25 protein-coding genes are annotated in these 24,169 nt (G+C 70.5%); 12 read left to right on the top strand and 13 right to left on the bottom strand.

Translation table 11 applies throughout. The annotated features are described in order from the left end of the window. Positions 1-6 precede the first annotated feature (6 nt). From ACZ5VQ_RS18680 to ACZ5VQ_RS18670, 3 genes are all read right to left on the bottom strand, one after another. Entirely contained in the window at positions 7-135 is a 129-nt protein-coding gene (locus ACZ5VQ_RS18680; protein ID WP_362082815.1) for a hypothetical protein, read from the bottom strand. 252 nt (positions 136-387) lie between these two features. After that, positions 388-1,644: an LmeA family phospholipid-binding protein gene (locus ACZ5VQ_RS18675; protein ID WP_362082818.1), complete on the bottom strand. Its 1,257-nt coding sequence runs from the start codon at positions 1,642-1,644 to the stop codon at positions 388-390. A 91-nt stretch (positions 1,645-1,735) separates the two neighbouring features. Next, entirely contained in the window at positions 1,736-3,544 is a 1,809-nt protein-coding gene (locus ACZ5VQ_RS18670) for a bifunctional metallophosphatase/5'-nucleotidase (protein WP_469105847.1), read from the bottom strand. Between the two features lie 237 nt (positions 3,545-3,781). Between ACZ5VQ_RS18670 and mshD the strand changes: the two genes are divergently transcribed. Next, on the top strand, positions 3,782-4,708 hold the full coding sequence (gene mshD / locus ACZ5VQ_RS18665) for a mycothiol synthase (protein ID WP_469105846.1): 927 nt from the start codon (positions 3,782-3,784) through the stop codon (positions 4,706-4,708). Between the two features lie 134 nt (positions 4,709-4,842). On the opposite strand, the gene ACZ5VQ_RS18660 is transcribed toward mshD, so the two are convergent. The 6 genes from ACZ5VQ_RS18660 to ACZ5VQ_RS18635 all read right to left on the bottom strand — a co-directional run bounded on the left by ACZ5VQ_RS18660 (position 4,843) and on the right by ACZ5VQ_RS18635 (position 9,599). Next, positions 4,843-5,499 (bottom strand): ABC transporter, encoded by a 657-nt coding sequence (locus tag ACZ5VQ_RS18660; RefSeq protein WP_469105845.1) that lies wholly within the window; start codon positions 5,497-5,499, stop codon positions 4,843-4,845. Next, positions 5,496-7,040: an ABC transporter permease gene (locus ACZ5VQ_RS18655; protein ID WP_469105844.1), complete on the bottom strand. Its 1,545-nt coding sequence runs from the start codon at positions 7,038-7,040 to the stop codon at positions 5,496-5,498. Before ACZ5VQ_RS18655 ends, ACZ5VQ_RS18660 begins: the two co-directional genes overlap by 4 nt. Next, entirely contained in the window at positions 7,037-7,915 is an 879-nt protein-coding gene (locus tag ACZ5VQ_RS18650; protein WP_450626137.1) for an ABC transporter ATP-binding protein, read from the bottom strand. The genes ACZ5VQ_RS18655 and ACZ5VQ_RS18650 overlap by 4 nt, the downstream gene beginning before the upstream one ends. 84 nt (positions 7,916-7,999) lie before the next feature. Then, positions 8,000-8,164, bottom strand: coding sequence for a hypothetical protein (locus ACZ5VQ_RS18645; RefSeq protein WP_469105843.1), 165 nt, complete (start codon positions 8,162-8,164; stop codon positions 8,000-8,002). Beyond that, entirely contained in the window at positions 8,164-9,021 is an 858-nt protein-coding gene (locus ACZ5VQ_RS18640) for a cupin domain-containing protein (protein WP_469106132.1), read from the bottom strand. Before ACZ5VQ_RS18640 ends, ACZ5VQ_RS18645 begins: the two co-directional genes overlap by 1 nt. Positions 9,022-9,056: 35 nt before the next feature. Further along, the gene (locus ACZ5VQ_RS18635) at positions 9,057-9,599 is read right to left on the bottom strand and encodes an RNA polymerase sigma factor (protein WP_189836719.1); all 543 of its coding nucleotides are present in this window, start codon (positions 9,597-9,599) and stop codon (positions 9,057-9,059) included. Positions 9,600-9,736: 137 nt separating this feature from the next. Here ACZ5VQ_RS18635 and ACZ5VQ_RS18630 point away from each other — a divergent pair, with 137 nt between their 5' ends. The 9 genes from ACZ5VQ_RS18630 to ACZ5VQ_RS18590 all read left to right on the top strand — a co-directional run bounded on the left by ACZ5VQ_RS18630 (position 9,737) and on the right by ACZ5VQ_RS18590 (position 18,637). Continuing rightward, entirely contained in the window at positions 9,737-10,126 is a 390-nt protein-coding gene (locus tag ACZ5VQ_RS18630; RefSeq protein ID WP_200396791.1) for a GntR family transcriptional regulator, read from the top strand. Continuing rightward, entirely contained in the window at positions 10,123-11,136 is a 1,014-nt protein-coding gene (locus ACZ5VQ_RS18625; RefSeq protein ID WP_469105842.1) for an ABC transporter ATP-binding protein, read from the top strand. Before ACZ5VQ_RS18630 ends, ACZ5VQ_RS18625 begins: the two co-directional genes overlap by 4 nt. Beyond that, positions 11,133-12,149, top strand: coding sequence for a hypothetical protein (locus ACZ5VQ_RS18620; RefSeq protein ID WP_469105841.1), 1,017 nt, complete (start codon positions 11,133-11,135; stop codon positions 12,147-12,149). Before ACZ5VQ_RS18625 ends, ACZ5VQ_RS18620 begins: the two co-directional genes overlap by 4 nt. Continuing rightward, complete coding sequence (locus ACZ5VQ_RS18615; RefSeq protein WP_469105840.1) at positions 12,146-13,030, top strand: hypothetical protein; 885 nt, start codon at positions 12,146-12,148, stop codon at positions 13,028-13,030. The genes ACZ5VQ_RS18620 and ACZ5VQ_RS18615 overlap by 4 nt, the downstream gene beginning before the upstream one ends. A gap of 326 nt (positions 13,031-13,356) precedes the next feature. Beyond that, on the top strand, positions 13,357-15,588 hold the full coding sequence (locus ACZ5VQ_RS18610; RefSeq protein WP_362082848.1) for an RNA degradosome polyphosphate kinase: 2,232 nt from the start codon (positions 13,357-13,359) through the stop codon (positions 15,586-15,588). After that, positions 15,569-16,624, top strand: a complete 1,056-nt coding sequence (locus ACZ5VQ_RS18605) for a CHAD domain-containing protein (protein ID WP_469105839.1) — start codon at positions 15,569-15,571, stop codon at positions 16,622-16,624. The genes ACZ5VQ_RS18610 and ACZ5VQ_RS18605 overlap by 20 nt, the downstream gene beginning before the upstream one ends. 23 nt (positions 16,625-16,647) lie before the next feature. Next, positions 16,648-17,082 (top strand): NUDIX hydrolase, encoded by a 435-nt coding sequence (locus ACZ5VQ_RS18600; RefSeq protein ID WP_469105838.1) that lies wholly within the window; start codon positions 16,648-16,650, stop codon positions 17,080-17,082. Between the two features lie 414 nt (positions 17,083-17,496). Then, positions 17,497-18,336 (top strand): SCO4651 family lipoprotein, encoded by an 840-nt coding sequence (locus ACZ5VQ_RS18595; RefSeq protein ID WP_469105837.1) that lies wholly within the window; start codon positions 17,497-17,499, stop codon positions 18,334-18,336. 100 nt (positions 18,337-18,436) lie between these two features. Beyond that, positions 18,437-18,637, top strand: a complete 201-nt coding sequence (locus tag ACZ5VQ_RS18590; RefSeq protein ID WP_469105836.1) for a hypothetical protein — start codon at positions 18,437-18,439, stop codon at positions 18,635-18,637. Positions 18,638-18,763: 126 nt separating this feature from the next. Here the strand turns inward: ACZ5VQ_RS18590 and ACZ5VQ_RS18585 are convergent, their stop codons facing one another. Next, positions 18,764-19,135: a metal-sensitive transcriptional regulator gene (locus ACZ5VQ_RS18585; RefSeq protein WP_200396801.1), complete on the bottom strand. Its 372-nt coding sequence runs from the start codon at positions 19,133-19,135 to the stop codon at positions 18,764-18,766. Between the two features lie 203 nt (positions 19,136-19,338). Here ACZ5VQ_RS18585 and ACZ5VQ_RS18580 point away from each other — a divergent pair, with 203 nt between their 5' ends. Both ACZ5VQ_RS18580 and ACZ5VQ_RS18575 read left to right on the top strand, forming a co-directional pair. Then, positions 19,339-19,959, top strand: coding sequence for a DUF47 domain-containing protein (locus ACZ5VQ_RS18580; protein WP_307522816.1), 621 nt, complete (start codon positions 19,339-19,341; stop codon positions 19,957-19,959). Between the two features lie 7 nt (positions 19,960-19,966). Further along, positions 19,967-20,965, top strand: a complete 999-nt coding sequence (locus ACZ5VQ_RS18575) for an inorganic phosphate transporter (protein WP_469105835.1) — start codon at positions 19,967-19,969, stop codon at positions 20,963-20,965. Positions 20,966-21,243: 278 nt separating this feature from the next. Here the strand turns inward: ACZ5VQ_RS18575 and pstB are convergent, their stop codons facing one another. Genes pstB through pstC form a run of 3 tightly spaced genes read right to left on the bottom strand, consistent with a single transcriptional unit; the run spans position 21,244 to position 24,137 of the window. Beyond that, on the bottom strand, positions 21,244-22,020 hold the full coding sequence (pstB, locus tag ACZ5VQ_RS18570; RefSeq protein WP_362087835.1) for a phosphate ABC transporter ATP-binding protein PstB: 777 nt from the start codon (positions 22,018-22,020) through the stop codon (positions 21,244-21,246). A gap of 48 nt (positions 22,021-22,068) precedes the next feature. After that, the gene (gene pstA, locus ACZ5VQ_RS18565) at positions 22,069-23,139 is read right to left on the bottom strand and encodes a phosphate ABC transporter permease PstA (protein ID WP_189836709.1); all 1,071 of its coding nucleotides are present in this window, start codon (positions 23,137-23,139) and stop codon (positions 22,069-22,071) included. Further along, on the bottom strand, positions 23,136-24,137 hold the full coding sequence (pstC, locus tag ACZ5VQ_RS18560; RefSeq protein ID WP_469105834.1) for a phosphate ABC transporter permease subunit PstC: 1,002 nt from the start codon (positions 24,135-24,137) through the stop codon (positions 23,136-23,138). The genes pstA and pstC overlap by 4 nt, the downstream gene beginning before the upstream one ends. Positions 24,138-24,169: the final 32 nt, after the last annotated feature.

Below are 24,169 nucleotides of genomic sequence, written 5' to 3'. Positions count from 1 at the left end.
CAGTGGCTACTTCTTGCCGACCGGGCGACGCTGCGGCTTCTTGGCACCGGGCTTCGGAGCGGGCTTCGTGGCCTGCTTCTTCGGAGCGGCGGGCTTGCGGTTCTTCTTGACCGGGGTGATCTTGTGGAAGCTCATGAGACGTCCCTCTTTCTTCTGCTTCTTCTGCGGTGTATTCCGTTTGCCGTAAGCCCCGTTCGGCTTCGACATGGAAAACACTACGAGACCGCAGAAGCGGAAATCGCCAAATCCGCTGAGACCTCGATTAATTGCGGCTGAGATGGATTTTCAGGGACCCGCGGGAACCGAACCGCAATTCACACAGACTTTATTACGCCGCTCACCCGGAACTTATTTACCTCGCAGCCTGCTCGGCTGCCTCTTGGCTGCCTACTTGCCGATCGCCAGTCCCTGTCCGGTGACCCGCACTCTGATCCCGTCCTTCTGCACGCGCACGTCCCGCAGGGTCAGTTCGCCCTTCGGGGGCTTCGGGAGGCGGAAGCCGATGGAGAGGCGGTCGACGAGGGCGGGGCGGGTCAGGCGGGAGAGGCCGTCCAGAAGGGCCAGGTCGAAGCCGAGGCGCTTGAGGAGCTCGGGGTTCGCCACGGCGAGGTCGATGAGGTTGACCTTCATCAGCTGACCGGCGAACCGGGGAGAGCCGGTGAACTCCTCGAACTTGGAGTCGTCGCTCAGCGCCTCCTGGACCGCGGAGTCCGGCACACCGATCCGCTTCGCGATCGACGGCACCGACAGCAGCTCCTTGGCCTTCTTCTTCTCCTTCGCCAGGCGCGTGGCGGACTTGCGGGTCAGGTGCAGTCCCTGGGACTCACGGGTGCCGGGACGAAAGGTGGCCAGGTCGCCGATGTCCAGCCGCATGCCGCCGACCTCGGTCGAGATACCGCGCTCGCCGTCCCGCTCGATCCGCGCGTCGGCCCGCATCCGCAGGTCGTGCCCGGCGACGGGCAGCACCCCGCGCGCCCGTACCTCGTCGCCGCCGTGACCGGTGAACGTCATCTGGGACGCGCCGAGTTCGCGGTTCAGGTCGTCGAAGGAGAGCAGCACCTCGCCGTGCAGCTCCGGGATCCGGACGCCGCGCAGGGAGGTGGGTCCGCCGTCGACCCGTACGCCCGTCGCGGTGGCGGAGACCTTCGCCAGGGAGACCCGGTCGGCCGCCACGTCCGGGACGGTGACCGACACGGAGTCGAGGCGCTGGTCGAGGATCTGGGTGACGAAGGGGAAGCCGTCGATCTCGACCTCGGGGGACGCGCTCAGTTTCAGCTGGTCCCGTACCTTCTCGGCCGCGGTGCGCTCGGCGTACAGGAGCGCCCAGCGGTCGCCGAGGGCGAGGAAGGCGGCGAGGACGAGCACCGCGATGACGGCCTTGACGGCGAGGGACAGTCCGGCGAAGGGACTTCGCCTGCGCCGGCGGGTGCGACGGCGGGGGCGGGCCCCGGAGTCCCGGCGGTCGCGGGAACCCCGGCGGTGGTTGGGCGGTGCCCACTCCGCTTCCTGCCCGGCCCCCTCGATCACGGCCGGCTCCTCCACCTGGAGGAAGTCCTCAAGGGGTCCGTCGTCGAGGGCGGCGAGATCCTCGTACGGGTTCGGAGGGGAGTGGGAATGCGCCGAGATGGGATGGGGGGTACGCATCGACTGATTCGACCATGCGTACCAACCCCACCCGCAACTCCAATAGGCCCTTTGCGATCTACCTCACGGACAGATCGCCGTTACCGGGTGGCTACTTCACGACTGTGATCCGGTCGGCCGCGGGCGGCGCGATCGGGTTCGTGGCCGAGGAGTTCGCCAGCAGGTACTTCTCCAGGGCCGCGAGGTCGTCGTCGCCCACCAGGTCGCCCGTGCCCTGACCCAGGGTCGTGAAACCGTCGCCGCCGCCCGCGAGGAAGCTGTTCGTCGCGACGCGGTAGGTGGCGGCCGGGTCGATCGCGGCACCGTTCAGCTTGACCGAGTCGGTGACGACACGGTCGGCGCCGCTCTTCGTCAGGTCGAGCGTGTAGGTGAGCCCCTTCGAGATCTGAAGCACCTTCGGGGAGGCCGCGTTCACGCCGGTGACCTGCTCCTTGAGCACCTGGACGAGCTGGGCGCCGGTGAAGTTCTGCAGGTTCACGGTGTTGGCGAACGGCTGGACGGTGAAGCCCTCGGCGTAGGTCACCACGCCGTCGCCCTCGCCGCCCTTGGCCGCGAAGGTGAGCGGCGCCCTGATACCGCCCGGGTTCATCAGCGCCAGGTCGGTCTCGGGGTCCAGCTCCTTGCCGTACGCGAGCTGCGCGTCGGCGATCAGGTCGCCGATCGGGGACTCGGTGCCGACGTTGGAGATGTCACCGGAGATGTATCCGATCGGCTTGTTGCCGATCGGCGCGGCGAGCGTGTTCCACTTCGTGATCAGCTCGGTCATGTCCGGCGCCTTGGGCACGGTACGCGTCACCACGTGGTTCGCGGAGGCGACGGCGGTCCGGGCGATGTCGCCGGTCCAGCGGTCGTACGTGAGCGTCGTGTCGGTGTAGAGCCGCCCGAAGGACGCGGCCGAGGTGACCGTACGGGGCTTGCCCGACGGGTCGTTGATCGTGCACGCGTACGCGGCGTGGGTGTGGCCGGTGACCAGCGCGTCGACCTTCGGCGTGATGTTCTTGGCGATGTCCACGATGGGGCCGGATATGCCGTCGCCGCCACCGGGTGAGTCGCAGTCGTAGTTGTACGCCGCCGAGGCGGGCAGCCCGCCCTCGTGGATCAGCGCGACGACGGACTTGACGCCCTGCTTCTCCAGCTCCTTGGCGTACTTGTTGATCGTCTCGACCTCGTCCTTGAACTTGAGGCCCTTCACGCCCTCGGCGGAGACGACACCAGGGGTGTCCTCAAGGGTCACACCGATGAATCCGACCTTGACGCCGTTCTTCTTCCACACCCAGTAGGGCTTGAGGATCGGCTTCTTGGTCTTCTCGTCGAGGACGTTCGCCGCGAGGTACGGGAAGTCGGCGCCCTTGAACTTCTCGCCCTCCACGTAACAGCCGTCCGTGGGGTGGCAGCCGCCCTTCTGCAGGCGGCCCAGCTCCTTGGCGCCCTCGTCGAACTCGTGGTTGCCGACGCTCGTCACATCGAGGTCGAGCTTGTTCAGCGCCTCGATGGTGGGCTCGTCGTGGAAGAGCCCGGAGATCAGCGGGGAGGCACCGACCATGTCGCCGCCGGCCGCCGTGACCGAGTACTTGTTGCCCTCGCGCGCCTGGCGCAAATGCGTCGCCAGGTACTCGACACCGCCCGCGTCGATCGTCTTGCTGGTGCCGTCCGGCTGGAGCTCGGTGACCCGGCCGGAGGAGCCGGCCGGCGGCTCCAGGTTGCCGTGCAGGTCGTTGAAGGAGAGCAGCTGGACGTCCTGGTAGCGGCCCGGCTTCTGGTGGCCGGGCTTCTTGCCCGTCTCGCCCGCGGACGCCGGCATCGCGGCGACGAGGGCGCCGACGGTGGCGACGCCCGCGGCCGCCGCGAGGAAGCGGGTGGTCCGGCGTCTGCGTCGGTACGGATGAGGTGTGGCTGACATGTGCCCCCCTGTGGGTCGGCTGATATGTGGGCCCCGTCCCGGCGCAGCCTAGAGTCAACGCGCGTAGCGCGACAGGGGGTTCAGGGTTACGGACTGGTTGCCGCGCGGGGCGATTCACCGCGAACCGGACAGGTCGCGGGCCGATGGCGCACTCTCGGCGCACGCCCGGCGCACTGGCCGCGGCCACACTCGTCGGCCCACTTCGCCATGAACCGGACACGTCGTACTCTCGTACTCATGACCAGCGAAGACACCGCACCGGCTGTCCCGGCCCGCTCCCTCGACATCCTGTCCGCACTGAGCCCCGGGCAGACCGATGCCGTGCTCGACCTCCTCGCGGAGGCCGCCCGGGCCGACGGGCAGCAGGCGGTGTCCGAGCAGGGCCGGCTGCAGCTGCGCGGTGGCGCCCGGGAGGGGGTCCGGCATCTGCTGCTGACCTCCCAGGACCGGCTCGTCGGATACGCGCAGCTGGAGGACACCGACCCGGTCGAGGCCCCGGCCGCCGAACTGGTCGTCCACCCGGCGCACCGCGGGCACGGGCACGGGCGGGCGCTCGGCAACGCGCTGCTCGCCGAGTCCGGCAAGCGGGTGCGTGTCTGGGCCCACGGCGGCCACTCCGCGGCCCGCCATCTCGCCCAGGTCCTCGGCCTCACGCTCTTCCGCGAACTGCGGCAGATGCGGCGGCCGTTGACGGACCTGGACCTGCCCGGGCCGAAGCTTCCCGACGGCGTGCACGTACGGACGTTCGTGCCCGGCGAGGACGACACGGCGTGGCTCGCCGCGAATGCCGCCGCCTTCGCGCACCACCCCGAGCAGGGTTCGCTCGGCCAGCGGGACCTCGACGACCGCAAGGGTGAGCCGTGGTTCGATCCGGCCGGGTTCTTTCTCGCCTTCCGGGGCGAGGAGCTGATCGGGTTCCACTGGACGAAGGTCCATGCGGAGGAGGGGCTCGGCGAGGTGTACGTCGTGGGCGTACGGCCCGGGGCCCAGGGAGGCGGGCTCGGCAAGGCCCTCACCACGATCGGGCTCCGGTATCTGGAGGGGCGGGGCGTGCCGACGGCGATGTTGTACGTCGATGCGGACAACAAGGCGGCGGTGGCTGTCTATGAGCGGCTCGGGTTCGTCACGCACGAGACGGATCTGATGTATCGGACGGAGTCCTGAGCGGGGTCCTCGCCGGACGGGCGACGGGATTCAGCGGGCCGTTTCGAAGGTGCGGGCCGGTGGGGGCCCCTCGCGCCCACGATGGGGGTCCCCCCGCTCGAGCGAAGCCGAGAGTGGGGGAGGAGCCGCATGTGTCACAGCCCCGCGCCCCTGACGGGGCGCAGCCGCCACGCCCGTAGCGGCTCCACGCACGCCCTCGCTCCCACCACCGTCGCCACCGCCAGGAGCATCGCCCAGCGTTCGTGGGTGTCGGTCCAGCGGGGGTCGTCCGGGGGGACCAGGAGGGCCCAGCCGTCGGGCAGGAGCAGGAATGCGGCGGCCGCGGTGGACAGGAGGCCGGTCGACACCGCCACTCCCGGTTCGGTGACGGTCGAGCGCCGGATGACCAGGGCCGCCCCGGCGAGGGCGAACACGGCGGTGGCGATCGCCTCCAGGGTGAGAGCACCGACCGGCGGCCGGGCCTCCTCGGGTACGAGGAACAGCGCGGCCGTCCAGCAGAGCGCGGCCCACGGGACGGCGAGTGCCACGCGCAGGCCGACGCGCAATGGGCGCCTCACCGGCACCGCCGAGGTGATGTGCCGGGCCGGGTCGTCCAGCAGGAACGCCAGGCCGAGGGCGAGCGCGAGCGCGGCGCCCCGCAGCGCGAGGAGGCCGAGCCACGGGTCGGGGGCGCCGGACAGCATGCGCGGGATGCCGGCCAGCAGCAGCCCCGTGGCACCGCCGGCCGCGAGCGCGCGCCAGGGCAGTGTGCGCAGCACGGGGGTCAGCAGGGCGCGTGTCGTGGCGGTCATTCGTCGCACGAGCCATCGTCCGATTCCGCGCCGGCCGCCGACTTGTCCGCGGCCGGTACTCCCAGCAGTTCCGCCACCCGCGCCGTCGACGTCCTGGGCGAGGTGAGCTCCGTCCACTTGGCCTTCACCTTGCCTGCGACGCTGTAGCGGGGCTTCTTGAGCAGGTCCACCACGATCCGGGTCTGTTCGGCGCTCATGCTCAGGGGTTCCGTGGGGGACAGGACGATGGCGGAGCCCGAGACACTGTCGTCGAGGCGGACGTTGCGGAGCGCGGTCATCGGGTCGGACTCCCCGCCCAGCGCCAGCCACATGATCGTCACCACGCGGGCGTCGCACACCTCGCTGCCCGCCTTCTCGTTCCCCGCCACCAGCACGGACGCGGCGGCGACGGCGAACTCGGGGACGCGGTTGCCGCCCCAGGCCGTGCCGACGGTCACCTGGCCGGGCGTGGTGGCCGGGGAGATCGCGGAGTCGGACGTCAGCCCGTAGGTGGCGTCGATGCGCTGCCGTACGGTCAGCCGCTCACCCCCGGCCCTGCCGCCCGCGAGGTTCTGGACCCGGTCGACGACCTCGGCCCAGTCGGCGGTGCGGCCGCTCCACTCGGGGAAGGCGCAGTAGGTGGACCCGCCGTGCTTCAGACACGACTGGACCTTCTCCGGAGCGTTGGTGGCCCGCTCGCGGGCCGGTGTCGACCCGGCCGGAGTGCCCCCGGACTGGCCGACCGCACCCACCACGGTCAGCGCGACCGATCCCGCTATCGCCGCTTTGGCCACCGTCGTGCGCCCACCGCTGACCAGCACCGCGAGGACGGCAAGGGACAGGCCGAGCCCGACGAGGTACAGGGCGTGCCAGGCCGCGGGCCGCTCCAGCAGGTCGGAGGGGAGGGGGCCGGCGCCGCCCTCGCTGACGACCGGGCCCAGCCAGCTCATCCAGTCGGCGCCGGACGGGCTCGCCACGACGAACTGGCTGAAGAGCAGGAGGAGCAGCAGGACCGGCCCGGCGAAGAGGGAGCGGAACAGACGGGCCAGGAGGACACCGAGCATGCCGAACAGCAGGACCGTCAACGGGCCGACGGCGAGTTCGGCGGGCGAACCGTGTCCGGCCGCGCCGGGCTTGAGCGCGGCCCAGGTGAACTGGACGAGGACGCACACCGCCGTGAACAGGATGGCCGGGACGATCGACAGCGCGTGGGCGACCGTACGCCGCCACGGCTCGACGACCAGCACGTCGAAGTGGCGGTCCGTGTCGCACCGGCGGGAGCGCAGGACCGCGCGGTTGACGCCCAGCATGACGGCGAGCCCGACCAGCAGCGGCATGGTCTGCGTGGCCCGGTCGACGTCCTGGAGGACCGGGTAGTCGCCCTGGCTCTGCGTGGACCGCCACACGACCCAGGCGATGTAGAGGGCCGCGATGCCGACGAAGGAGACGGTCATCCGCAGCTCGCGCGCCTCGAAGCGGGCGAGGGCGAAGACGGCCGCCCAGGAGCGTGGCGGGTGCGCCGGCTCGACGGCCCGGACGGGTGTCTCAAGAACGGTGCTCATGCGGCCGCCACCTCCGAGGACTCTCCGTCGAGGGTGAGCAAGTAGCCGTCCTCCAGGGTCGGTTCGACGAGGTCGGCGCCCGCCGGGGGTTCGCCGACATTGCGAAAGGAGCCGGTGCCGGTGCGCCATCCGGCCCACGCGCCCGGGTCGCGTTCGGTACTGCTCCACACCCGGCCCGCCGCCCGTGCGGTCAGCTCGGCCGGGGTGCCCTCGAAGCGGACGCGGCCGCGGACCATGACGATCACGCGGTGGCAGAGCATCGCCACGTCCTCGGTCTGGTGGGTGGAGAGCAGCACGGTCCGCCCCTCCCCGGCCCGGGCGATCAACTCCCGGAAACGCATGCGCTGTTCGGGGTCGAGGCCGACGGTCGGCTCGTCGAGGACCAGGAAACCGGGGTCGCCGACGAGGGCGGCGGCCAGCGCGACCCGCTGGCGCATCCCGCCGGAGAGCTTCTTGATGCGCTTGCCCCGTACGTCGGACAGCGCGACGTCGTCCAGGACCCGCCGCACCTCGCGGTGGCGGGCGGTGCGGTCCGTCAGCTCCTTGAGGATCGCCACGTAGTCGACGAACTCGAAGGCCGTGAAGTCCGGGTGGAAGCCGGGCGCCTGCGGCAGATAGCCCAGTGCGCGCCGCACCTCCTGCCGTCCGGCGGTCGTGCCCGGGTCGTTGCCGAGCACCGTGAAGGCTCCCTTGTCCGGGGGCACGGCGGTGGCCAGGACCCGCAACAGGGTGGTCTTTCCGGCCCCGTTGGGACCGAGCAGCCCGGTGACGCCCTCGCCGAGCCGCACCGACACGTCGTCGAGCGCGGCCGTGCCGCCGTAGCGCAGGGTCAGCCCGGAGGCGGACACCGTCGGCGTCGTAGGGAGGTCAGACATGCGTGACTCCTGAGGAAGAGAGCGGAAGCGGAGGGAGGCGGCGGCCGGGGTACGGCACCGGCGCCGGAGGGAGAGCGGTGGCCCTCACCCGTCGCCCCCGTCGTAGGAAGAAGAGGAGGAGGAACTCCGGTTGCCGGAGCCCTTCGGGAGCAGGACGGCGATGAAATGGAGGACCCGGAGGACGACCGAAGCGGTCATCAGCAGCCCGGCCTTGAGCAGCTTGAGCCTCCTGCGCGTGGTGTCGGACATCACGCGGCACCTCCGTCCGTGTGGCCCGCGAACGGTGTGTGCGCGGACGTCGAGTCGAATCGGTCGCGGCCGAGGTAGAAGAGCCCTGCGGCGAGTGCGGCGACCGCGGCCGCGACACCCTGCCCCGCCGCGGTGTACGGCGCGAGGGTCTCCTCGGTCGTCCGCTGCGCGACCACCAGCAGGACGACCCACGTTCCACCGACCAGGCCGGGCGCGAGGACCGGGCCCAGCCGGGGTGTCAGCGCGAGCCCTGTCGCGGTGAGCGCGAGCGCGGGCAGCAGCCAGGCCAGCGCCCGCAGTCCGTACGAGGGGAGCGCGAGCGTCGCGAGGCCGTTGAGGACGAGCGCGACGGCCAGCACGGGAACCGTGCGGATCATCAGCAGCCGGAACCCGTGCATCGGCGACACCACGGCCATCTCGTACGTCGGGTCGAGCACCGGCCCGTACGACAGCGCGACCCCGGCCAGCGGCAGCAGCGGGGCGAGGGCCAGGAACATCGCCGGGGACTCCGGCGTCCGGGCGGCGTTGGCGACGATCACCGTGATGACCAGCACGGCGACGACCGCGCCCAGCCACGACCGGCGCAGCACGGGTGTCGCGGCGAGCAGCCGGGCGGTGTGGTCGGCCACGCCCATCCGGACGAGCAGCGACTCCAGGAACCCCGGTCGCGGCACGTCCAGTTCGGCGTCGAGCCGTTCCCATCCCGCGTCCAGGGCGACCGGGTCGCCCACCTCGGCGAGCTGCGCCCGGCAGCGCGCGCAGGCGAGGAGATGTGTGTCGGCCGACCAGAGCATCGGCGCCGCCAACTCGCCCCGTGCGTACGCCCGGAGGTCGTCCTCCGCGACGTGCCAGGTCATGCCGTCCGCCTCGCTCGTGCCGTTCGTGTCGCTGCTCATGCCAACTCCTCCCGCAGCTGCTTGCGGGCCCGGAGGGCCCGTGTCTTGACCGTCCCCGGCGGGATGCCGAGCAGGACGGACGCCTCCCTGGTGGTCAGCCCGTCGATGACCGTGGCCTGGAGGACCGCCCGCAGCTCCGGCGACAACCGGACGAGGGCGCCCGCGAGGTCTCCGTGCTCCACCCCCGCGAGCACGCGCTCCTCCGCGGACGCCTCGTCCCGGTGCCGCAGCCGCGAGAGCGCCTGCCGGAGCCGGCCCCGGGCGCCGTCGCCGCGCAGCGCGTCGATCAGCCGCCGCGAGCCGATGCGCCACAGCCAGCCGGCCACATCGCCCTCCTCGCGGTAGCGGGCACTGCCGCGCCAGACCGCGAGGAACGTCTCCTGTACGACGTCGTCGACGATCCCCGCGTCCGCGCACCGGCCGCGCAGCCGTGCTCCGAGCCACGGCGCGTACCGCCGGTACAGCTCTTCGAAGGCGCGCCGGTCACCGTCCGCCGCGATGGCCCGCAGCAGATCCCCGTCGCTTCTCGTTTCCCTCACACCCCCTCATCGCACGAGCCCCACCGATCGGTTCACGTCTGCGCGAGAACTTTCCGGAACCCGGCATTCACCTTGACAGGTCCCCGGCCATTCACCACCCTTTCACTACTCAATTAGTGAAAGGGTGGTGGTCGGTTGTGGTCGAGTACCGCATCGACCGGCGCAGCGGTGTCGCCACGTACGTCCAGATCGTCCAGCAGACCAAGCAGGCCCTGCGTCTTGGCGTCCTCGAACCGGGCGACAAGCTCCCCACGGCCCGCGAGGTCGTGGAGGCCACCGCGATCAATCCGAACACCGTCCTGAAGGCCTACCGCGAGCTGGAGCGAGAGGGCCTGGTCGAGGCCAGACGCGGCCTCGGCACGTTCGTACGGCGCTCGCTGGGCGCCGCACCCGCCGACCACACCGCCCTGCGCTCGAAGCTGACCGCCTGGGTGGACGAGGCACGCAAGGAAGGCCTGGAGCGCGAGGACATCGGCGCGCTCTTCGCCTCCGTACTGGACGAGAAATGCCCTGAGGGGGAGCGATGAACAGGGTTGGGGAAGGTGCCGCGCTGACAGCGGCCGGGCTGGGCAAGCGGTATCGGCGCCGACGCGGCCATGTGCTGCGGGACTGCTCCTTCCGGCTGCCGACCGGCCGGATCTGCGCCCTGGTCGGACCGAACGGCGCGGGCAAGTCGACGCTCCTGCAACTGGCGGCCGGTCTGATACGCCCCACCGAGGGCACCCTGACCGTCCTCGACACCAGCCCCGCCGCGGCCCGCGAGCGCTTCGCCTACGTCGGCCAGGGCAAGCCGCTGCCGCCGCAGCTCACGGTCGCCGCCACGCTCCGCCTCGGCGCCGAGCTGAACCGCGCCCGCTGGGACGGGCCGGCCGCGGAACGCGTCGCGTACGGACACCCCACTCCGCAGGGCGCGCGGGACGGCGCCCTCGACCCCACCGCGAGGATCCGCTCCCTCTCCGGCGGCCAGCGCACCCGCGTCGCCCTGGCCCTGGCCTTCGGCAAGCGGCCCGAGCTGATGCTCCTGGACGAGCCGATGGCCGACCTCGACCCGCTGGCCCGGCGCGAACTCCTCGGGGCGCTGCTGGGCGAGGCCGCCGAGCACGGCACGACGATCGTGATGTCCTCGCACGTCGTCGCCGAGCTGGAGGGCGTCTGCGACCACCTGCTCCTGATGGGCGGCGGCCGGATCCGGCTCGGCGGCGACCCCGAAGAGCTGCTCGCCGCGCACACCCTGGTCACCGGCCCGGCGCGCGACCTCACCGGCCACACCGTCGTCGAGTCCCGCGACACGGGCCGGCAGCTCACCGCCCTGATCCGCCCGGACGGCCCGCCGGCCGACGACTGGCAGACCGCCTCGCCCTCCCTGGAGGAGCTGCTCCTGGCCCATCTGCGCAACCCGAAGGCACCCGACCTGTTCACCGAGGACACCGAAGCGGGCGAAGAGAAGAGCGGGAGCGAGGCGGAAGAGACCGAAGCGACCGATGAGACCGGAGAGACCGGAAAAGACCAGGAGAACGAGGAGAACGCGCGCGCATGACGACCCTCCTCGCCTCCAACGGCACGTCCACCGGCACCTCCCCACGCGTCGGCCGCGGCCTCGCCCGTTCCGTGCTGCGCCTTCACCGGTCGGCCCTGTGGCTCTGGCTGCTGCTCGTCGCGGCCCTCGCGGCGGCGATGCTCTGGGCGTACGGTCCGGGCTACGACGCCGCCGTCGCCGACGTCCGGGAGCAGTGCCGCGACAGCGTAGAGGCCTGCCACTTCCCCAACGGCCCCTGGCTGAACAAGTACGACACGACCGTGGCCTTCACCACGCTCGCCGTGGCGTACTTCCCCTTCCTCGTCGCCGCCTGGGCGGGCGCGGCCCTCATCGGCCGCGAACTGGAGACCGGCACCGCGCACCTCGCCTGGACCCAGTCCGTCTCCCCCACCCGCTGGCTCGCCGCGAAGCTCGCCGTACCCGCGCTGCTCATCACCGCGGGCACGGCCGTACTGGTCCCGCTGCACCGCCTGATGTGGAACCGCGGCGCGGAACTGCTCTGGGCGGACTGGTACGACGAGAACGCCTTCCACGCGAACGGAACCGTCACGCTCGCGTACGCCCTGTGCGGCCTGGCCCTCGGCGTCCTGGCGGGCCTGGTCGTCGGCCGCACGCTGCCCGCCCTGGGCGTCGCCTTCGCCGCCCTGCTGCCCGTGTTCCACCTGGGCAACGAGTACCGCGTGAGCCTGTGGCAGACGGTCACCGACACCGATACCAAGATCCCGGGCCTGCCGTCGGAGGCCCTCGAACTCGAACACGGCGTGATCACCACCGAGGGCACCCGCATCGGCAACAACCTGGCCTGTACCGATTCCGACGGCGCGGCCGACCTCAAGCGCTGCATGACCGACGCCGGTATCAGCGACTTCTGGACCACCTACCACCCGAAGTCCCACTTCTGGCCGCTCCAGCTGGCCGAGACCGGCGTCGTGCTGGCCGTCGCCGCCCTCGCGGTCACCGCCGCGTTCGTCCTGCTCCGCCGTCGTACAGCCACCGAGGGAGTTGTCGTATGAGTGCCTTCGCCGTCAAGGGAACAGCCGGGACCCCCGGGGTGCCTCCCGGCGGACCGGTCAAGGGGCTGCCGTGGGCCGTGCTGCGGCTGCACCGCGCGGCGCTCGTGGTGTGGGGCGCCTTCATGCTGGCCGCCCTCGGCGCGCTGGTGTGGGAGGCCGGGATCAACGCGGACTCCGTACGGGAACGGATCGCCGCGTGCGGACGGACCGGCGGCCTGTGCCGGATCCAGAACCTGACCGACTACAGCGGGACCATCGGCTGGGCCTCCACCCTCGTCTACTACAGCTTCTTCGCCGTGGCCGCGTTCGCCGGCGGCGCGCTGATCGGGCGTGAGCTGGAGAACGGCACCGCGCAGCTCGCCTGGACGCAGTCCGTCTCGCCGACGCGGTGGCTGGCCGTCACGCTCGCCGTGCCGGCGGTGCTGCTGGTGGCCGGCGGCACGGTGTTCGTGTTCGCCTTCCGGTGGGCCTGGGCGGCCAACCGGGACCTGATGGGCGACGACTGGACCTTCAACGACGTGTTCGCCGCACGGGGGCCCGCCCTGGTGGCGTACGGGCTGTGCGGGCTGGGCGTGGGCGCGCTCGCCGGGGTCGTGCTGCGGCGGTCGCTGCCCGCGCTGGGGGTCGCCTGCGGGGTGATGTACCTGATCAACCACAACCTGGAGAAGTACCGCGAGGATCTGTGGCCTTCGGTTGCGCCTGCCCCCGGCAAGGGGGTCGAGATGTCCGAGGACGTGTGGCAGATCGGGGACGGGAGCGGTCGTTTCCATCCCCGGTCGCACTACTGGCCGATGCATCTCGTGGAGACCGGGATCGTGCTCGGGGTCGCCGTTGTTGCCACCGGGACGGCATTCTGGGTGCTTCGGCGGCGTACTGCCTGAGCGGTTGGTCGTACGTGCGGGCCGTTTGTGGCTGATCGCGCCCACGCGGCGGAGCCGCATATGTCGCAGCCCCGCGCCCTTTGCAGGGGTGCGGCCCGACGCCGGGGAGCCGCCCCCCGCTATCCCGCACGTCATGTCGCCGTAACCGGTCATTCAGACGGGCTTGCGACGCTCAGGCAATGAACCCCGCCGCGCCCGAGCCCTCGCCTCCGCCGGAGCACGAGCCCTCGTCCGTGAGGGAGAACGGAAGCCCGCACATCCCCGTACAGCTCCCGCCCGCCCTCTCCGACGCGCCCGTTTCGGCCCCGGCGCGGAAGAATGGGTTCATGAGTCAGCCCAACGCCAGCGCACAGGTCCAGCACCCGCAGCCGTCCGTCGGCTCCATAGCCGCGCACCGCCCGCACACGGTGGCCGCGAACGTCTCCGACCTGGAGCCCGACCTCGACGCCGACCTCGACGCGTACGAGGACACGGTGCAGGACGGCGTCCAGCTTCCGCAGGGCAGGTTCCTCGACCGGGAGCGCAGCTGGCTCGCGTTCAACGAGCGGGTCCTCGAACTCGCCGAGGATCCGAACACGCCTCTCCTCGAACGGGCGAATTTCCTGGCGATCTTCGCCAGCAACCTGGACGAGTTCTTCATGGTCCGCGTGGCCGGCCTGAAGCGCCGCATCCACACCGGCGTGGCCACCCGCTCCGCCTCGGGGCTGCAGCCCCGCGAGGTGCTGGAGATGATCTGGGCCCGTTCCCGTGAGCTCATGGCCCGGCACGCCGCCTGCTACCAGGAGGACGTGGCCCCCCAGCTCGCCGAGGAGGGCATCCACCTCGTCCGCTGGAGCGAGCTGACCGAGAAGGAGCAGGCCCGCCTCTTCACGCTCTTCCGCCACCAGATCTTCCCGGTGCTGACCCCGCTGGCGGTCGACCCCGCGCACCCCTTCCCGTACATCTCCGGCCTGTCGCTGAACCTGGCCGTGGTCGTACGGAACCCGGTCTCCGGGCACCGCCACTTCGCGCGCGTCAAGGTCCCGCCGCTGCTCTCCCGCTTCCTGGAGGCCTCCCCGGACCGCTACGTCCCCATCGAGGACGTCATCGGGGCCCACCTGGAGGAGCTCTTCCCGGGCATGGAGGTCCTGGAGCACCACGCGTTCCGCGTCACCCGGAACGAGGACCTGGAGGTCGAGGAGGACGACGCCGAGAACCTGCTCCAGGCCCTGGAGAAGGAGCTCATGCGGCGCCGCTTCGGACCGCCGGTGCGGCTGGAGGTCGAGGAGTCCATCGACCGGTACGTACTCGACCTGCTGGTACGGGAGTTGAAGATCACCGAGGCCGAGGTGTACCCGCTGCCGGGTCCCCTGGACCTCACCGGTCTCTTCGGCATCGGCAAGCTCGACCGGCCCGAGCTGAAGTACCAGAAGTTCATCGCGGGCACCCACCGCGACCTCGCGGAGGTCGAGTCGGCGTCGGCGCCGGACATCTTCGCGGCGCTCAGGGAGCGGGACGTACTCCTCCACCACCCGTACGACTCCTTCTCCACCTCCGTCCAGGCCTTCCTGGAGCAGGCGGCCGAGGACCCGGACGTCCTCGCGATCAAGCAGACCCTGTACCGGACCTCCGGCGACTCCCCGATAGTCGACGCGCTCATCGAGGCCGCCGAGTCCGGCAAGCAGGTGCTGGTCCTGGTCGAGATCAAGGCCCGCTTCGACGAGCAGGCCAACATCAAGTGGGCGAAGAAGCTGGAGGAGGCGGGCTGCCACGTGGTCTACGGCCTCGTCGGCCTGAAGACCCACTGCAAGCTCTCCCTCGTCGTGCGCCAGGAGGGCGAGACCCTCCGCCGCTACAGCCACGTCGGCACGGGCAACTACCACCCCAAGACCGCCCGGCTGTACGAGGACCTGGGACTCCTGACCGCGGACCCACAGGTCGGCGCGGACCTCTCGGACCTCTTCAACCGGCTCTCCGGCTACTCCCGCCGCGAGACCTACCGCCGGCTGCTCGTCGCGCCCAAGTCCCTGCGCGACGGCCTGATCGCCCGTATCAACAAGGAGGTCCAGCACCACCGTGCCGGACGTCCCGCCTACGTCCGCATCAAGGTCAACTCCATGGTGGACGAGGCACTCATCGACTCCCTCTACCGCGCGTCCGAGGCAGGCGTGCCGGTGGACGTGTGGGTGCGCGGAATCTGCGCCGTACGACCGGGAGTCCCGGGCCTGTCCGAGAACATACGCGTACGGTCCATCCTCGGCCGCTTCCTCGAACACTCCCGGGTCTTCGGCTTCGGCAACGGAGGCGAGCCCGAGGTGTGGATCGGCAGCGCCGACATGATGCACCGCAACCTCGACCGCCGTATCGAAGCCCTGGTCCGAGTCACCGACCCGGCGCACCGGGCGGCGCTCAACCGGCTCCTAGAGACCGGCATGTCCGACTCCACTTCCTCCTGGCACCTCGGCCCCGACGGCGAATGGACCCGGCACGCGACCGACGCCGACGGCCAGCCGCTGCGCAACGTCCAGGAGATGCTCATAGACGCCCGGAGGCGCCGGCGTGGCACAGCAACACCTTGACCCCACGGCCGGACCCGTGGCCGGGGACACCCTGGCGGCCTATCTCCAGGCCCAGGCCACGGAGTTCCTCCGCGCGCTGCGCCAGCACCGCGAGACCGGCGGTGCGACGGCGACGGCGACGAACGGCACGGAGGAGGCCGTGGACGCGGCGCGCGCCCTGCGCCGCTCGGCCCGCCGCATCAGCGGCACACTGCACACCTTCCGGCCCCTGCTCGACGAGGGCTGGTCGGAGGGCATGCGCCCCGAACTGGCCTGGCTGTCGGGCACGTTGGCCCGCGAGCACGCGTACGGGGCCAGGCTGGAACGCCTGTTGGCGGCCCTGCACCGCCTGTCGGGCTCGTCGGTGTTCCCGGCCCAGGCCTCGGATCCCGACGCTCGTCCCGGCGCTCGCTCTCAACTCCCGTCGGAGAAAGGCGCTCTGACCGTCGGAGCGGCCAAGGCGGGCGCCCTGCTGGAGCGCCAGCTGACGCTGGCCCGCACGAGGGCCCACTCCGCCGCGCTGCAAGCGCTCGGCTCCTCCCGTTTCCACGCCGTCGCCGACAACGTCGCCGTCCTCGCCAGCGAGGTCCCGCTGACCGCGTCCGCGTCCGCCACCGGGCTCAAGCCCCTGGCCGCCGCCGCGGACGAACGCCTCTGCGACGCCGTGGCCGGGCTGCCCCTGATCACCGCGGGCCACCCCTACAACGCGGAGGCCCTCGTCCACGGTCTCTCCGCCGACACGGCCCCGCAGCCCCAGGACTCCCCCTGGCACCAGGTCCGGCTCCTGCTGCGCCTGCACCGCTACGCGCGCGAGGTCCTGTTCGGCGACGAAGCCCCCGTGGACGTACGCCTGCTGACGGCGGGTCAGGCCCTGGACCGGCACCGCGACGCGGCCGAGGCCGCCGCGGCGGCGGCCTCCGCGGCCCGCACCCCGCGGATCGCCCCGGCGACGGCCTACGCGCTCGGGGTGCTGCACGCGGACCAGCGACACGAGGTGGAAGCGGCCAGGTTCGCGTTCCAGCGGGCCTGGCTGAGGGAGACGGTCGGCACTCCGTGACCCGCGGAGGCCCCGTACACGCGATGGGAGGCCCAGTGCACGCGACGAACGGAGACCCCGTGCTCGCGGCGGGCTGCGTACTGTGGCGCCGCTCGCCGTTCGACGGCGAACTGGAGATCTGCCTGGTCCACAGGCCGAAGTACGACGACTGGTCGCATCCGAAGGGCAAGCTGAAACCCGCCGAGGACGCGCTCGCGGGCGCGGTGCGCGAGGTGGAGGAGGAGACCGGCTACCGGTGCGCCACCGGTCCCCGGCTGGCCACGCTCCACTACATGGCCAACGACCGCCCCAAGCAGGTCAGTTACTGGGCGGCCGAGGCGACGGACGGGCGCTTCGCGCCGAACCGGGAAGTCGACCGCATCCTCTGGCTCTCCCCGACGGGTGCGCGGCATCGGCTGACCCAGCCCCGCGACAAGGATCTCGTCGACGAGTTGCTGGCTGTGCTGCGGCACGCGTAGCGCTGCGCGGCGTGCACGTTTGTGGCTGCGGGTCCGGTGGGGGCTTGTCACGCAGTTCCCCGCGCCCCTGAAAGCCAGAAGACTGCGCAGTTCCCCGCGCCCCTGAAGGGGCGCACTCAAGCCGGAGTCGTCGAGTGGGTCTCCGCGTCCGTGCGGGCCAGGCTGCGTGCCCGCCTCGCCGGGCCTCTCCAGCCGCAGGTGCAGCGCGCCAGGCAGAAACGGCCCTGGTCGACCGTCGTCGTGTGATGTTCCGGAGGGGTGCTCTGCTCCTGATGCGCCACGAGAACAACGGTACCCACCACAAGTAAACGCCACCCCAAGCCGGGGTCCTCGCGTGACAACACCCCCCACCCGTCGTTAAGCGGAACGACAGGAGGCCCGCGCGAGGACGGCCCGGCTGGGGGTTGGCAGGCGATGGTGGAGCGGCAACTGAGACTGCGGGGCAGCGCTGTCGCCCTGGCCGCCGCGACGGCGGGGCTGGTGGTCTGCGCCGCCGGATGCTCGGGCCCCGGGGCCGCCGCCGAGGACGCACGGGCCGCCGAGGACCCGGTCGGGATCCTCCATCGGAGCGCGGAGAACCTGGTCCGGGCGGGCAGTTCCAAGGCACGTACGTCGATGGAGATGGCCACCGGCGGCACCCGCGTGACGATCCGCGGCGAGGGCGTCTACGACTACGGGGACCAGGTGGGCCGTCTGAAGGTGCTCCTCCCCCAGGACCCGGCCGGCGCCGACGAGCACCGCCCGATCACCGAGCTCCTCGCGCCGGGCGCCCTCTACATGAAGAACCGCGGCGCCGGCGTCCCGGCCGACAAGTGGGTGCGCGTCGACACGGCCACGCTCTCCGACGGGAACCTGGTCACGGGCGGCGCGACCGACCCGTTCGCCGCCGCGGAACTGCTCCGGGGCACGCGGAACGCGACGTACGTGGGGAGGACGTCGGTCGCGGGCACCGCCGTACGGCACTACCGCGGTACCGCCGATCTCGCCGCGGCCGCGCGCGCCGCCTCTCCCGGGAGCCGGGCGTCCCTGCGGGCGGCGGCGAAGGGCTTCGCCACGGCGACGGTCCCCTTCGACGTCTACCTCGACGACGAGGGCCGCATCCGCAAGGTCCGCCACCGCTTCAGTTTCGTGAACGGGCAGCAGAAGGGTACGGTCGCGGTCTCCTCGACGACCCTGCTGTACGACTTCGGAGCCCCCGTCGACGTACGGCTGCCGGACGCGAAAGACATCTACGCCGGACGGATCGCCGAATAGGGAGGCCGGAATGTGCGGGGCCGGAAATGGTCCGTTGGTGCCATGCGCCGTCCGTGGGCCCCTCCCTACTCTAGGAAGTCGGTGACGGCAGGAAGAGGTGATGCACGTGGCTCCGGCGCGCGGTACGGCAGTTCAGGACCACGTGGCCCTCGCCGAGATCGAGCTGTGCGGCGACCTGATCATCGCCGCCTCGGCCGCCCGCGAGGACCGGCTCAGCCCCGACCGCATCGACGAGGTCCTGAAGCGGGCCGAAGAGCGCTTCCTGGAAGAACACGGCGAGAAGACCGACGGCCCAGCCTGACGGCTCACAAGGGGCGCGGGGAACTGCGCAGTCTTTGGCTTTTAGGGGCGCGGGGAACTGCGCGACCAGCCCCCACCGGGCCGCACCCGACAACGCACCGGCCTTTACCCGCCCGCCCCGGAGGGGTCACGTGCGCAGGAGCCGTCCGATCGCCTTCGTAGCCTCTTCCACCTTCGCATCGATCTCCGTGCCGCCCTTGAGCGCCGCGTCCGCGACGCAGTGACGCAGGTGCTCTTCGAGGAGCTGCAGGGCGAACGACTGGAGTGCCTTGGTGGAGGCCGAGACCTGGGTGAGTATGTCGATGCAGTAGACGTCCTCGTCGACCATGCGCTGCAGGCCCCGGATCTGGCCCTCGATGCGCCGCAGCCGCTTGAGGTGCTCGTCCTTCTGCTTGTGGTAGCCGTGGATCCCGCGGTCGTGGTCGGTCACGATCTCCTGGGCCCCGGCCTCCTGCGCCTCCCCGGAGGGCACTGTGGCGCCGGCCTCGGTGGTCGTCATCGCGTCCTCCTGCTGACTGATACCCCTACCGGGTATATGGTAACGAACTTTGCTGGGTATAGGGCCCTTGGGCAACGTCCTCGAAGGACCCCGTGCTGATCACTGTGCCCGATGGGCGACACTGGTGGGCGGCCGGTTAGCCGTGGCCGGATGATGCGCCTAGCATCAGCCTGACCGAAACCGAAGCAATCCGAGGACCCCAAGTGCGATTTCGTCTGACCCCCAGGGAGACGAGCTTCTACGACATGTTCGCCGCATCCGCGGACAACATCGTCACGGGCTCGAAGCTCCTGATGGAACTGCTCGGGGCGGACGCCTCCGGCCGGGCCGAGATCGCCGAGCGTATGCGGGCCGCGGAACACGCCGGTGACGATGCCACGCACGCGATCTTCCACCAGCTGAACTCCTCGTTCATCACGCCGTTCGACCGCGAGGACATCTACAAACTCGCCTCGTCCCTCGACGACATCATGGACTTCATGGAGGAGGCCGTCGACCTGGTCGTCCTCTACAACGTCGAGGATCTCCCGAAGGGCGTCGAGCAGCAGATCGAGGTACTGGCACGGGCGGCCGAGCTGACCGCCGAGGCCATGCCGAACCTGCGCACGATGGACAACCTCACCGAGTACTGGATCGAGGTCAACCGCCTGGAGAACCAGGCCGACCAGATCCACCGCAAGCTGCTGGCCATGCTGTTCAACGGCAAGTACGAAGCCATCGAGGTACTCAAGCTCAAGCAGATCGTGGACGTGCTGGAAGAGGCCGCCGACGCCTTCGAGCACGTGGCCAACACGGTGGAGACCATCGCGGTCAAGGAGTCCTGACCCTTTCATGGACACCTTCGCCTTGATCGTGACCATTGGTGTCGCGCTCGGATTCACCTATACCAACGGCTTCCACGACTCGGCCAACGCCATCGCCACATCCGTGTCCACGCGCGCGCTGACGCCGCGGGCCGCACTCGCGATGGCCGCTGTGATGAACCTCGCAGGCGCGTTCCTCGGCAGCGGGGTCGCCAAGACCGTCAGTGAAGGCCTGATCGAGACGCCGCACGGCAACAAGGGCATGTGGATCCTGTTCGCCGCGCTGGTGGGCGCGATCGTGTGGAACCTCGTGACCTGGTACTTCGGCCTTCCGTCCTCCTCCTCGCACGCGCTGTTCGGCGGCATGGTGGGGGCGGCGCTCGCGGGCGGGATCGGGGTCATCTGGTCCGGCGTCCTGGAGAAGGTCGTCATCCCCATGTTCATCTCGCCGGTCGTCGGTCTGGTCTCCGGCTACCTGGTGATGTGCACGATCCTGTGGATGTTCCGCAAGTCCAACCCGCACAAGGCCAAGCGCGGTTTCCGTATCGCGCAGACCGTGTCGGCGGCGGGCATGGCCCTCGGCCACGGCCTTCAGGACGCCCAGAAGACGATGGGCATCGTGGTGATGGCCCTGGTCATCGCGGATGTCGAGGACGCGGGCGACCCGATCCCGGTGTGGGTCAAGATCGCGTGTGCGGTCATGCTCTCGCTGGGTACGTACGCGGGTGGCTGGCGGATCATGCGGACGCTGGGGCGGAAGATCATCGAGCTGGATCCGCCGCAGGGTTTCGCCGCGGAGACGACCGGCGCCTCGATCATGTTCACCTCGGCGTTCCTCTTCCACGCCCCCATCTCGACGACCCACGTCATCACGTCCGCCATCATGGGTGTCGGCGCCACCAAGCGCGTGAACGCCGTCCGCTGGGGCGTCGCCAAGAACATCATCCTCGGCTGGTTCATCACGATGCCGGCGGCCGCGCTCGTAGCGGCGGCAAGCTTCTGGATCGTGAACCTGGCGTTCGTGTAGGTCCGTCACCTACTCAGGGGCTCCGCCCCCGAACCCCCGCTCTTCAAACGCCGGAGGGGCTGACTATTAGCCCGTCCGGCGTTTGAGGACGAGCGCGGCAGCGCGATAGGGGGTCTGGGGGCGCAGCCCCCAGGGACGGGACGGGTAGGGGCGGCGGGGGCGAGGGAAAACCGACGGGCCCGCCCCCCGGGAGCCAGGGGGCGGGCCCTATTGGGCCCCGCGGTGGCACCGCCATGCAGCACCGCGGGGGGTCGGGAAAGCGAGCGGAGCGCGACCGCTCAGCCGAAGCGCCCGGAGATGTAATCCTCCGTGGCCTGAACGGACGGGTTGGAGAAGATCCGCTCCGTGTCGTCGATCTCGATGAGCCGTCCGGGCTGACCGACCGCCGAGAGGTTGAAGAACGCCGTCCGGTCGGACACACGGGCGGCCTGCTGCATGTTGTGCGTCACGATGACAATCGTGAAGCGCTCCTTCAGCTCACCGATCAGGTCCTCGATGGCCAGCGTCGAGATGGGGTCGAGCGCCGAGCAGGGCTCGTCCATCAGCAGAACCTGCGGCTCGACCGCGATCGCCCGCGCGATGCACAGACGCTGCTGCTGACCACCGGAAAGGCCGGACCCCGGCTTGTTCAGCCGGTCCTTGACCTCGTTCCAGAGGTTCGCGCCCTTGAGCGACTTCTCGACGACATCGCTCAGCTCGGACTTCTTGTAGGAGCCGTTGAGCCTCAGCCCGGCCGCCACGTTGTCGAAGATCGACATGGTCGGGAACGGGTTCGGACGCTGGAAGACCATGCCGATGGTGCGGCGCACGGCCACCGGGTCGACCCCGTGCCCGTACAGGTCCTCGTCGTCCAGGAGCACCTTGCCCTCGACCCGCCCACCGGGCGTGACCTCGTGCATACGGTTCAGCGTGCGCAGGAACGTGGACTTGCCGCAGCCGGACGGACCGATGAAGGCCGTCACCGAACGCGGCTCGACGGTCATCGAGATGTCTTCGATTGCCTTGTGGGCACTGTAGTAAGCGGTCAGTCCGCTTACGTCGATTCGCTTGGCCATGGGATCTACTTCTTTCGCGGGGGTAAGTCTGGTCGCTGTATGGCCGCGTCAGCGACCGGTCTTCGGGGCCTTCCAGCGGGCGATGCCGCGGGCCGCGAGGTTGAGGATCATGACGATGATGATCAGCACGAGTGCCGCGGCCCAGGCACGGTCGTAGGCCGCCGCGTTGCCGGCGCTCTGAGCGTACTGCTGGTAGATGTAGAGCGGCAGCGACGCCTGAGCGCCCTCGAAGGGGTTGTTGTTGATGAAGGCGCTGCCCCACACCAGAAGCAGTACGGGCGCGGTCTCACCGGCGATGCGCGCGACGGCGAGCATCACACCGGTGGTGATACCACCGATGGACGTCGGCAGAACCACCTTGATGATGGTGCGCCACTTCGGGATACCCAGGGCCAGCGAGGCCTCGCGCAGCTCGTTCGGTACGAGCTTGAGCATCTCCTCCGTGGAGCGGACCACCACCGGCATCATCAGAATGGCGAGAGCGAGCGAACCGGCGAAGCCGAAGGGCTCCAGTTTCAGCTGAAGCATGATCGCCAGGATGAACAGACCCGCGACGATCGACGGGATACCCGTCATGACGTCGACGAAGAAGGTGACCGTCTGGGCGAGCTTTCCGCGCCCGTACTCGACGAGGTAGACCGCCGTGAGCACACCGACCGGCACGGCCATCACCGTGGCGAGGCCGACCTGCTCCAGGGTTCCGATGATGGCGTGGTTGATACCACCGCCGACCTCCGAGTCCGCGACCACACCCATCGAGTGGCTCAGGAAGTAGAAGTCGAGCACCTTCACACCGCGGCTGATGGTCTCCCAGATGAGGGAGGCCAGCGGGATGACGGCGAGGAGGAACGCGACCCAGACGAGGCTGGTGGCGAACCGGTCCTTGGCCTGCCGGCTGCCCTCGACCTTGACGCCGAGACCGTAGCTGACCAGAACGAACAGCAGCGCGGCGATCAGCGCCCACTGGATGCTGCTCTCCAGCCCGGCGGCCGCGCTGATGCCGAGGCCGGCACCCACCGAGCCCACGGCGACCGCCCACGGGGTCCACTTGGGAAGCCGCGCGCCCTGCAGATTGCTGCTGGGGCGCTCGGGTCGCTTGTCCATGACGACGTTGCTCATGCGTTGGCCCCCGAGTACTCCTTGCGGCGGGCGATGATCGCACGGGCCGCACCGTTGACCAGCAGGGTGATGACGAAGAGGACCAGACCGGAGGCGATCAGGGCGTTGCGGCCCGTCTCGGTGGCCTCACCGAACTTGCTGGCGATGTTCTGGGCGAAGGTGCCGCCGCCCGGGTCGAGCAGGCTGGTCTCGATCAGGAAGCTCGGCGAGAGCACCGTGGCGACGGCCATCGTCTCGCCGAGGGCGCGGCCGAGGCCCAGCATCGAGGCGGAGATGACGCCGGAGCGGCCGAAGGGCAGCACCGACATGCGGATGACCTCCCAACGCGTGGCGCCGAGGGCGAGCGCGGCTTCCTGGTGCATCTGCGGCGCCTGGCGGAAGACCTCGCGGCTCACGTTGGTCACGATCGGCAGGATCATGATCGCGAGCAGGATGCCGACGGTGAACAGGGAGCGCGCGGGGCCGCCCTGCCAGTCGAAGATGCCCGTCCAGCCGAAGTACGAGTCGAGCCAGCCGAACAGACCGTCCATGTGCGGTACGAGGACGAGGGCGCCCCAGAGGCCGTACACGATGGACGGGACGGCGGCCAGCAGGTCGATCACGTAGCTGATCGGGCCGCCGAGCCTGCGCGGGGCGTAGTGCGTGATGAACAGCGCGATGCCCACGGAGATCGGGACCGCGATCACCATGGCGATGATCGAGGAGATGACCGTGCCGTAGGCGAGGACCGCGATGCCGAACTTCGGCGGGTCGGCGTTGGCCTCCCACTCGAAGGCGGTGAGGAAGTTGGCCTCGTCGTCCGAGATGGCGAGAGCGGCACGGTAGGTGAGGAAGACCGCGATCGCGGCCATGATCACCAGGAGCAGGATGCCCGAGCCTCGCGAGAGACCGAGGAAGATCCGGTCTCCGGGGCGGGTGGCACCGCGCGCGGCACGCTTCTGCTCGGTGGTCTGTGTGGTGGGGGGAGGGACTGGTGCGTCTTGAGTAGATATGTCCATGGAGTTCTCCGGTCTGCGGAACCTCGGGGTGC

It is taken from the genome of Streptomyces sp. NPDC033178 (assembly GCF_055577685.1).
The sequence above is the reverse complement of the archived record's forward strand: the minus strand, read 5'-3'. Positions and strand labels throughout refer to the sequence as shown.

Bases quoted from the DNA above. Each gene is read 5' to 3' on its own strand.
- ACZ5VQ_RS18655 (WP_469105844.1), bottom strand. From the start codon at position 7,040: ATGAGCACCGTTCTTGAGACACCCGTCCGGGCCGTCGAGCCGGCGCAC.
- ACZ5VQ_RS18620 (WP_469105841.1), top strand. From the start codon at position 11,133: ATGACGACCCTCCTCGCCTCCAACGGCACGTCCACCGGCACCTCCCCA.
- ACZ5VQ_RS18595 (WP_469105837.1), top strand. From the start codon at position 17,497: ATGGTGGAGCGGCAACTGAGACTGCGGGGCAGCGCTGTCGCCCTGGCC.
- pstA (WP_189836709.1), bottom strand. From the start codon at position 23,139: ATGAGCAACGTCGTCATGGACAAGCGACCCGAGCGCCCCAGCAGCAAT.
- ACZ5VQ_RS18590 (WP_469105836.1), top strand. From the start codon at position 18,437: ATGCACGTGGCTCCGGCGCGCGGTACGGCAGTTCAGGACCACGTGGCC.
- ACZ5VQ_RS18585 (WP_200396801.1), bottom strand. From the start codon at position 19,135: ATGACGACCACCGAGGCCGGCGCCACAGTGCCCTCCGGGGAGGCGCAG.
- ACZ5VQ_RS18680 (WP_362082815.1), bottom strand. From the start codon at position 135: ATGAGCTTCCACAAGATCACCCCGGTCAAGAAGAACCGCAAGCCCGCC.
- ACZ5VQ_RS18610 (WP_362082848.1), top strand. From the start codon at position 13,357: ATGAGTCAGCCCAACGCCAGCGCACAGGTCCAGCACCCGCAGCCGTCC.
- ACZ5VQ_RS18575 (WP_469105835.1), top strand. From the start codon at position 19,967: ATGGACACCTTCGCCTTGATCGTGACCATTGGTGTCGCGCTCGGATTC.
- ACZ5VQ_RS18650 (WP_450626137.1), bottom strand. From the start codon at position 7,915: ATGTCTGACCTCCCTACGACGCCGACGGTGTCCGCCTCCGGGCTGACC.
- ACZ5VQ_RS18640 (WP_469106132.1), bottom strand. From the start codon at position 9,021: ATGACCTGGCACGTCGCGGAGGACGACCTCCGGGCGTACGCACGGGGC.
- mshD (WP_469105846.1), top strand. From the start codon at position 3,782: ATGACCAGCGAAGACACCGCACCGGCTGTCCCGGCCCGCTCCCTCGAC.
- ACZ5VQ_RS18660 (WP_469105845.1), bottom strand. From the start codon at position 5,499: ATGACCGCCACGACACGCGCCCTGCTGACCCCCGTGCTGCGCACACTG.
- pstC (WP_469105834.1), bottom strand. From the start codon at position 24,137: ATGGACATATCTACTCAAGACGCACCAGTCCCTCCCCCCACCACACAG.
- ACZ5VQ_RS18670 (WP_469105847.1), bottom strand. From the start codon at position 3,544: ATGTCAGCCACACCTCATCCGTACCGACGCAGACGCCGGACCACCCGC.
- ACZ5VQ_RS18625 (WP_469105842.1), top strand. From the start codon at position 10,123: ATGAACAGGGTTGGGGAAGGTGCCGCGCTGACAGCGGCCGGGCTGGGC.
- ACZ5VQ_RS18675 (WP_362082818.1), bottom strand. From the start codon at position 1,644: ATGCGTACCCCCCATCCCATCTCGGCGCATTCCCACTCCCCTCCGAAC.
- ACZ5VQ_RS18600 (WP_469105838.1), top strand. From the start codon at position 16,648: ATGGGAGGCCCAGTGCACGCGACGAACGGAGACCCCGTGCTCGCGGCG.
- ACZ5VQ_RS18645 (WP_469105843.1), bottom strand. From the start codon at position 8,164: ATGTCCGACACCACGCGCAGGAGGCTCAAGCTGCTCAAGGCCGGGCTG.
- ACZ5VQ_RS18615 (WP_469105840.1), top strand. From the start codon at position 12,146: ATGAGTGCCTTCGCCGTCAAGGGAACAGCCGGGACCCCCGGGGTGCCT.
- pstB (WP_362087835.1), bottom strand. From the start codon at position 22,020: ATGGCCAAGCGAATCGACGTAAGCGGACTGACCGCTTACTACAGTGCC.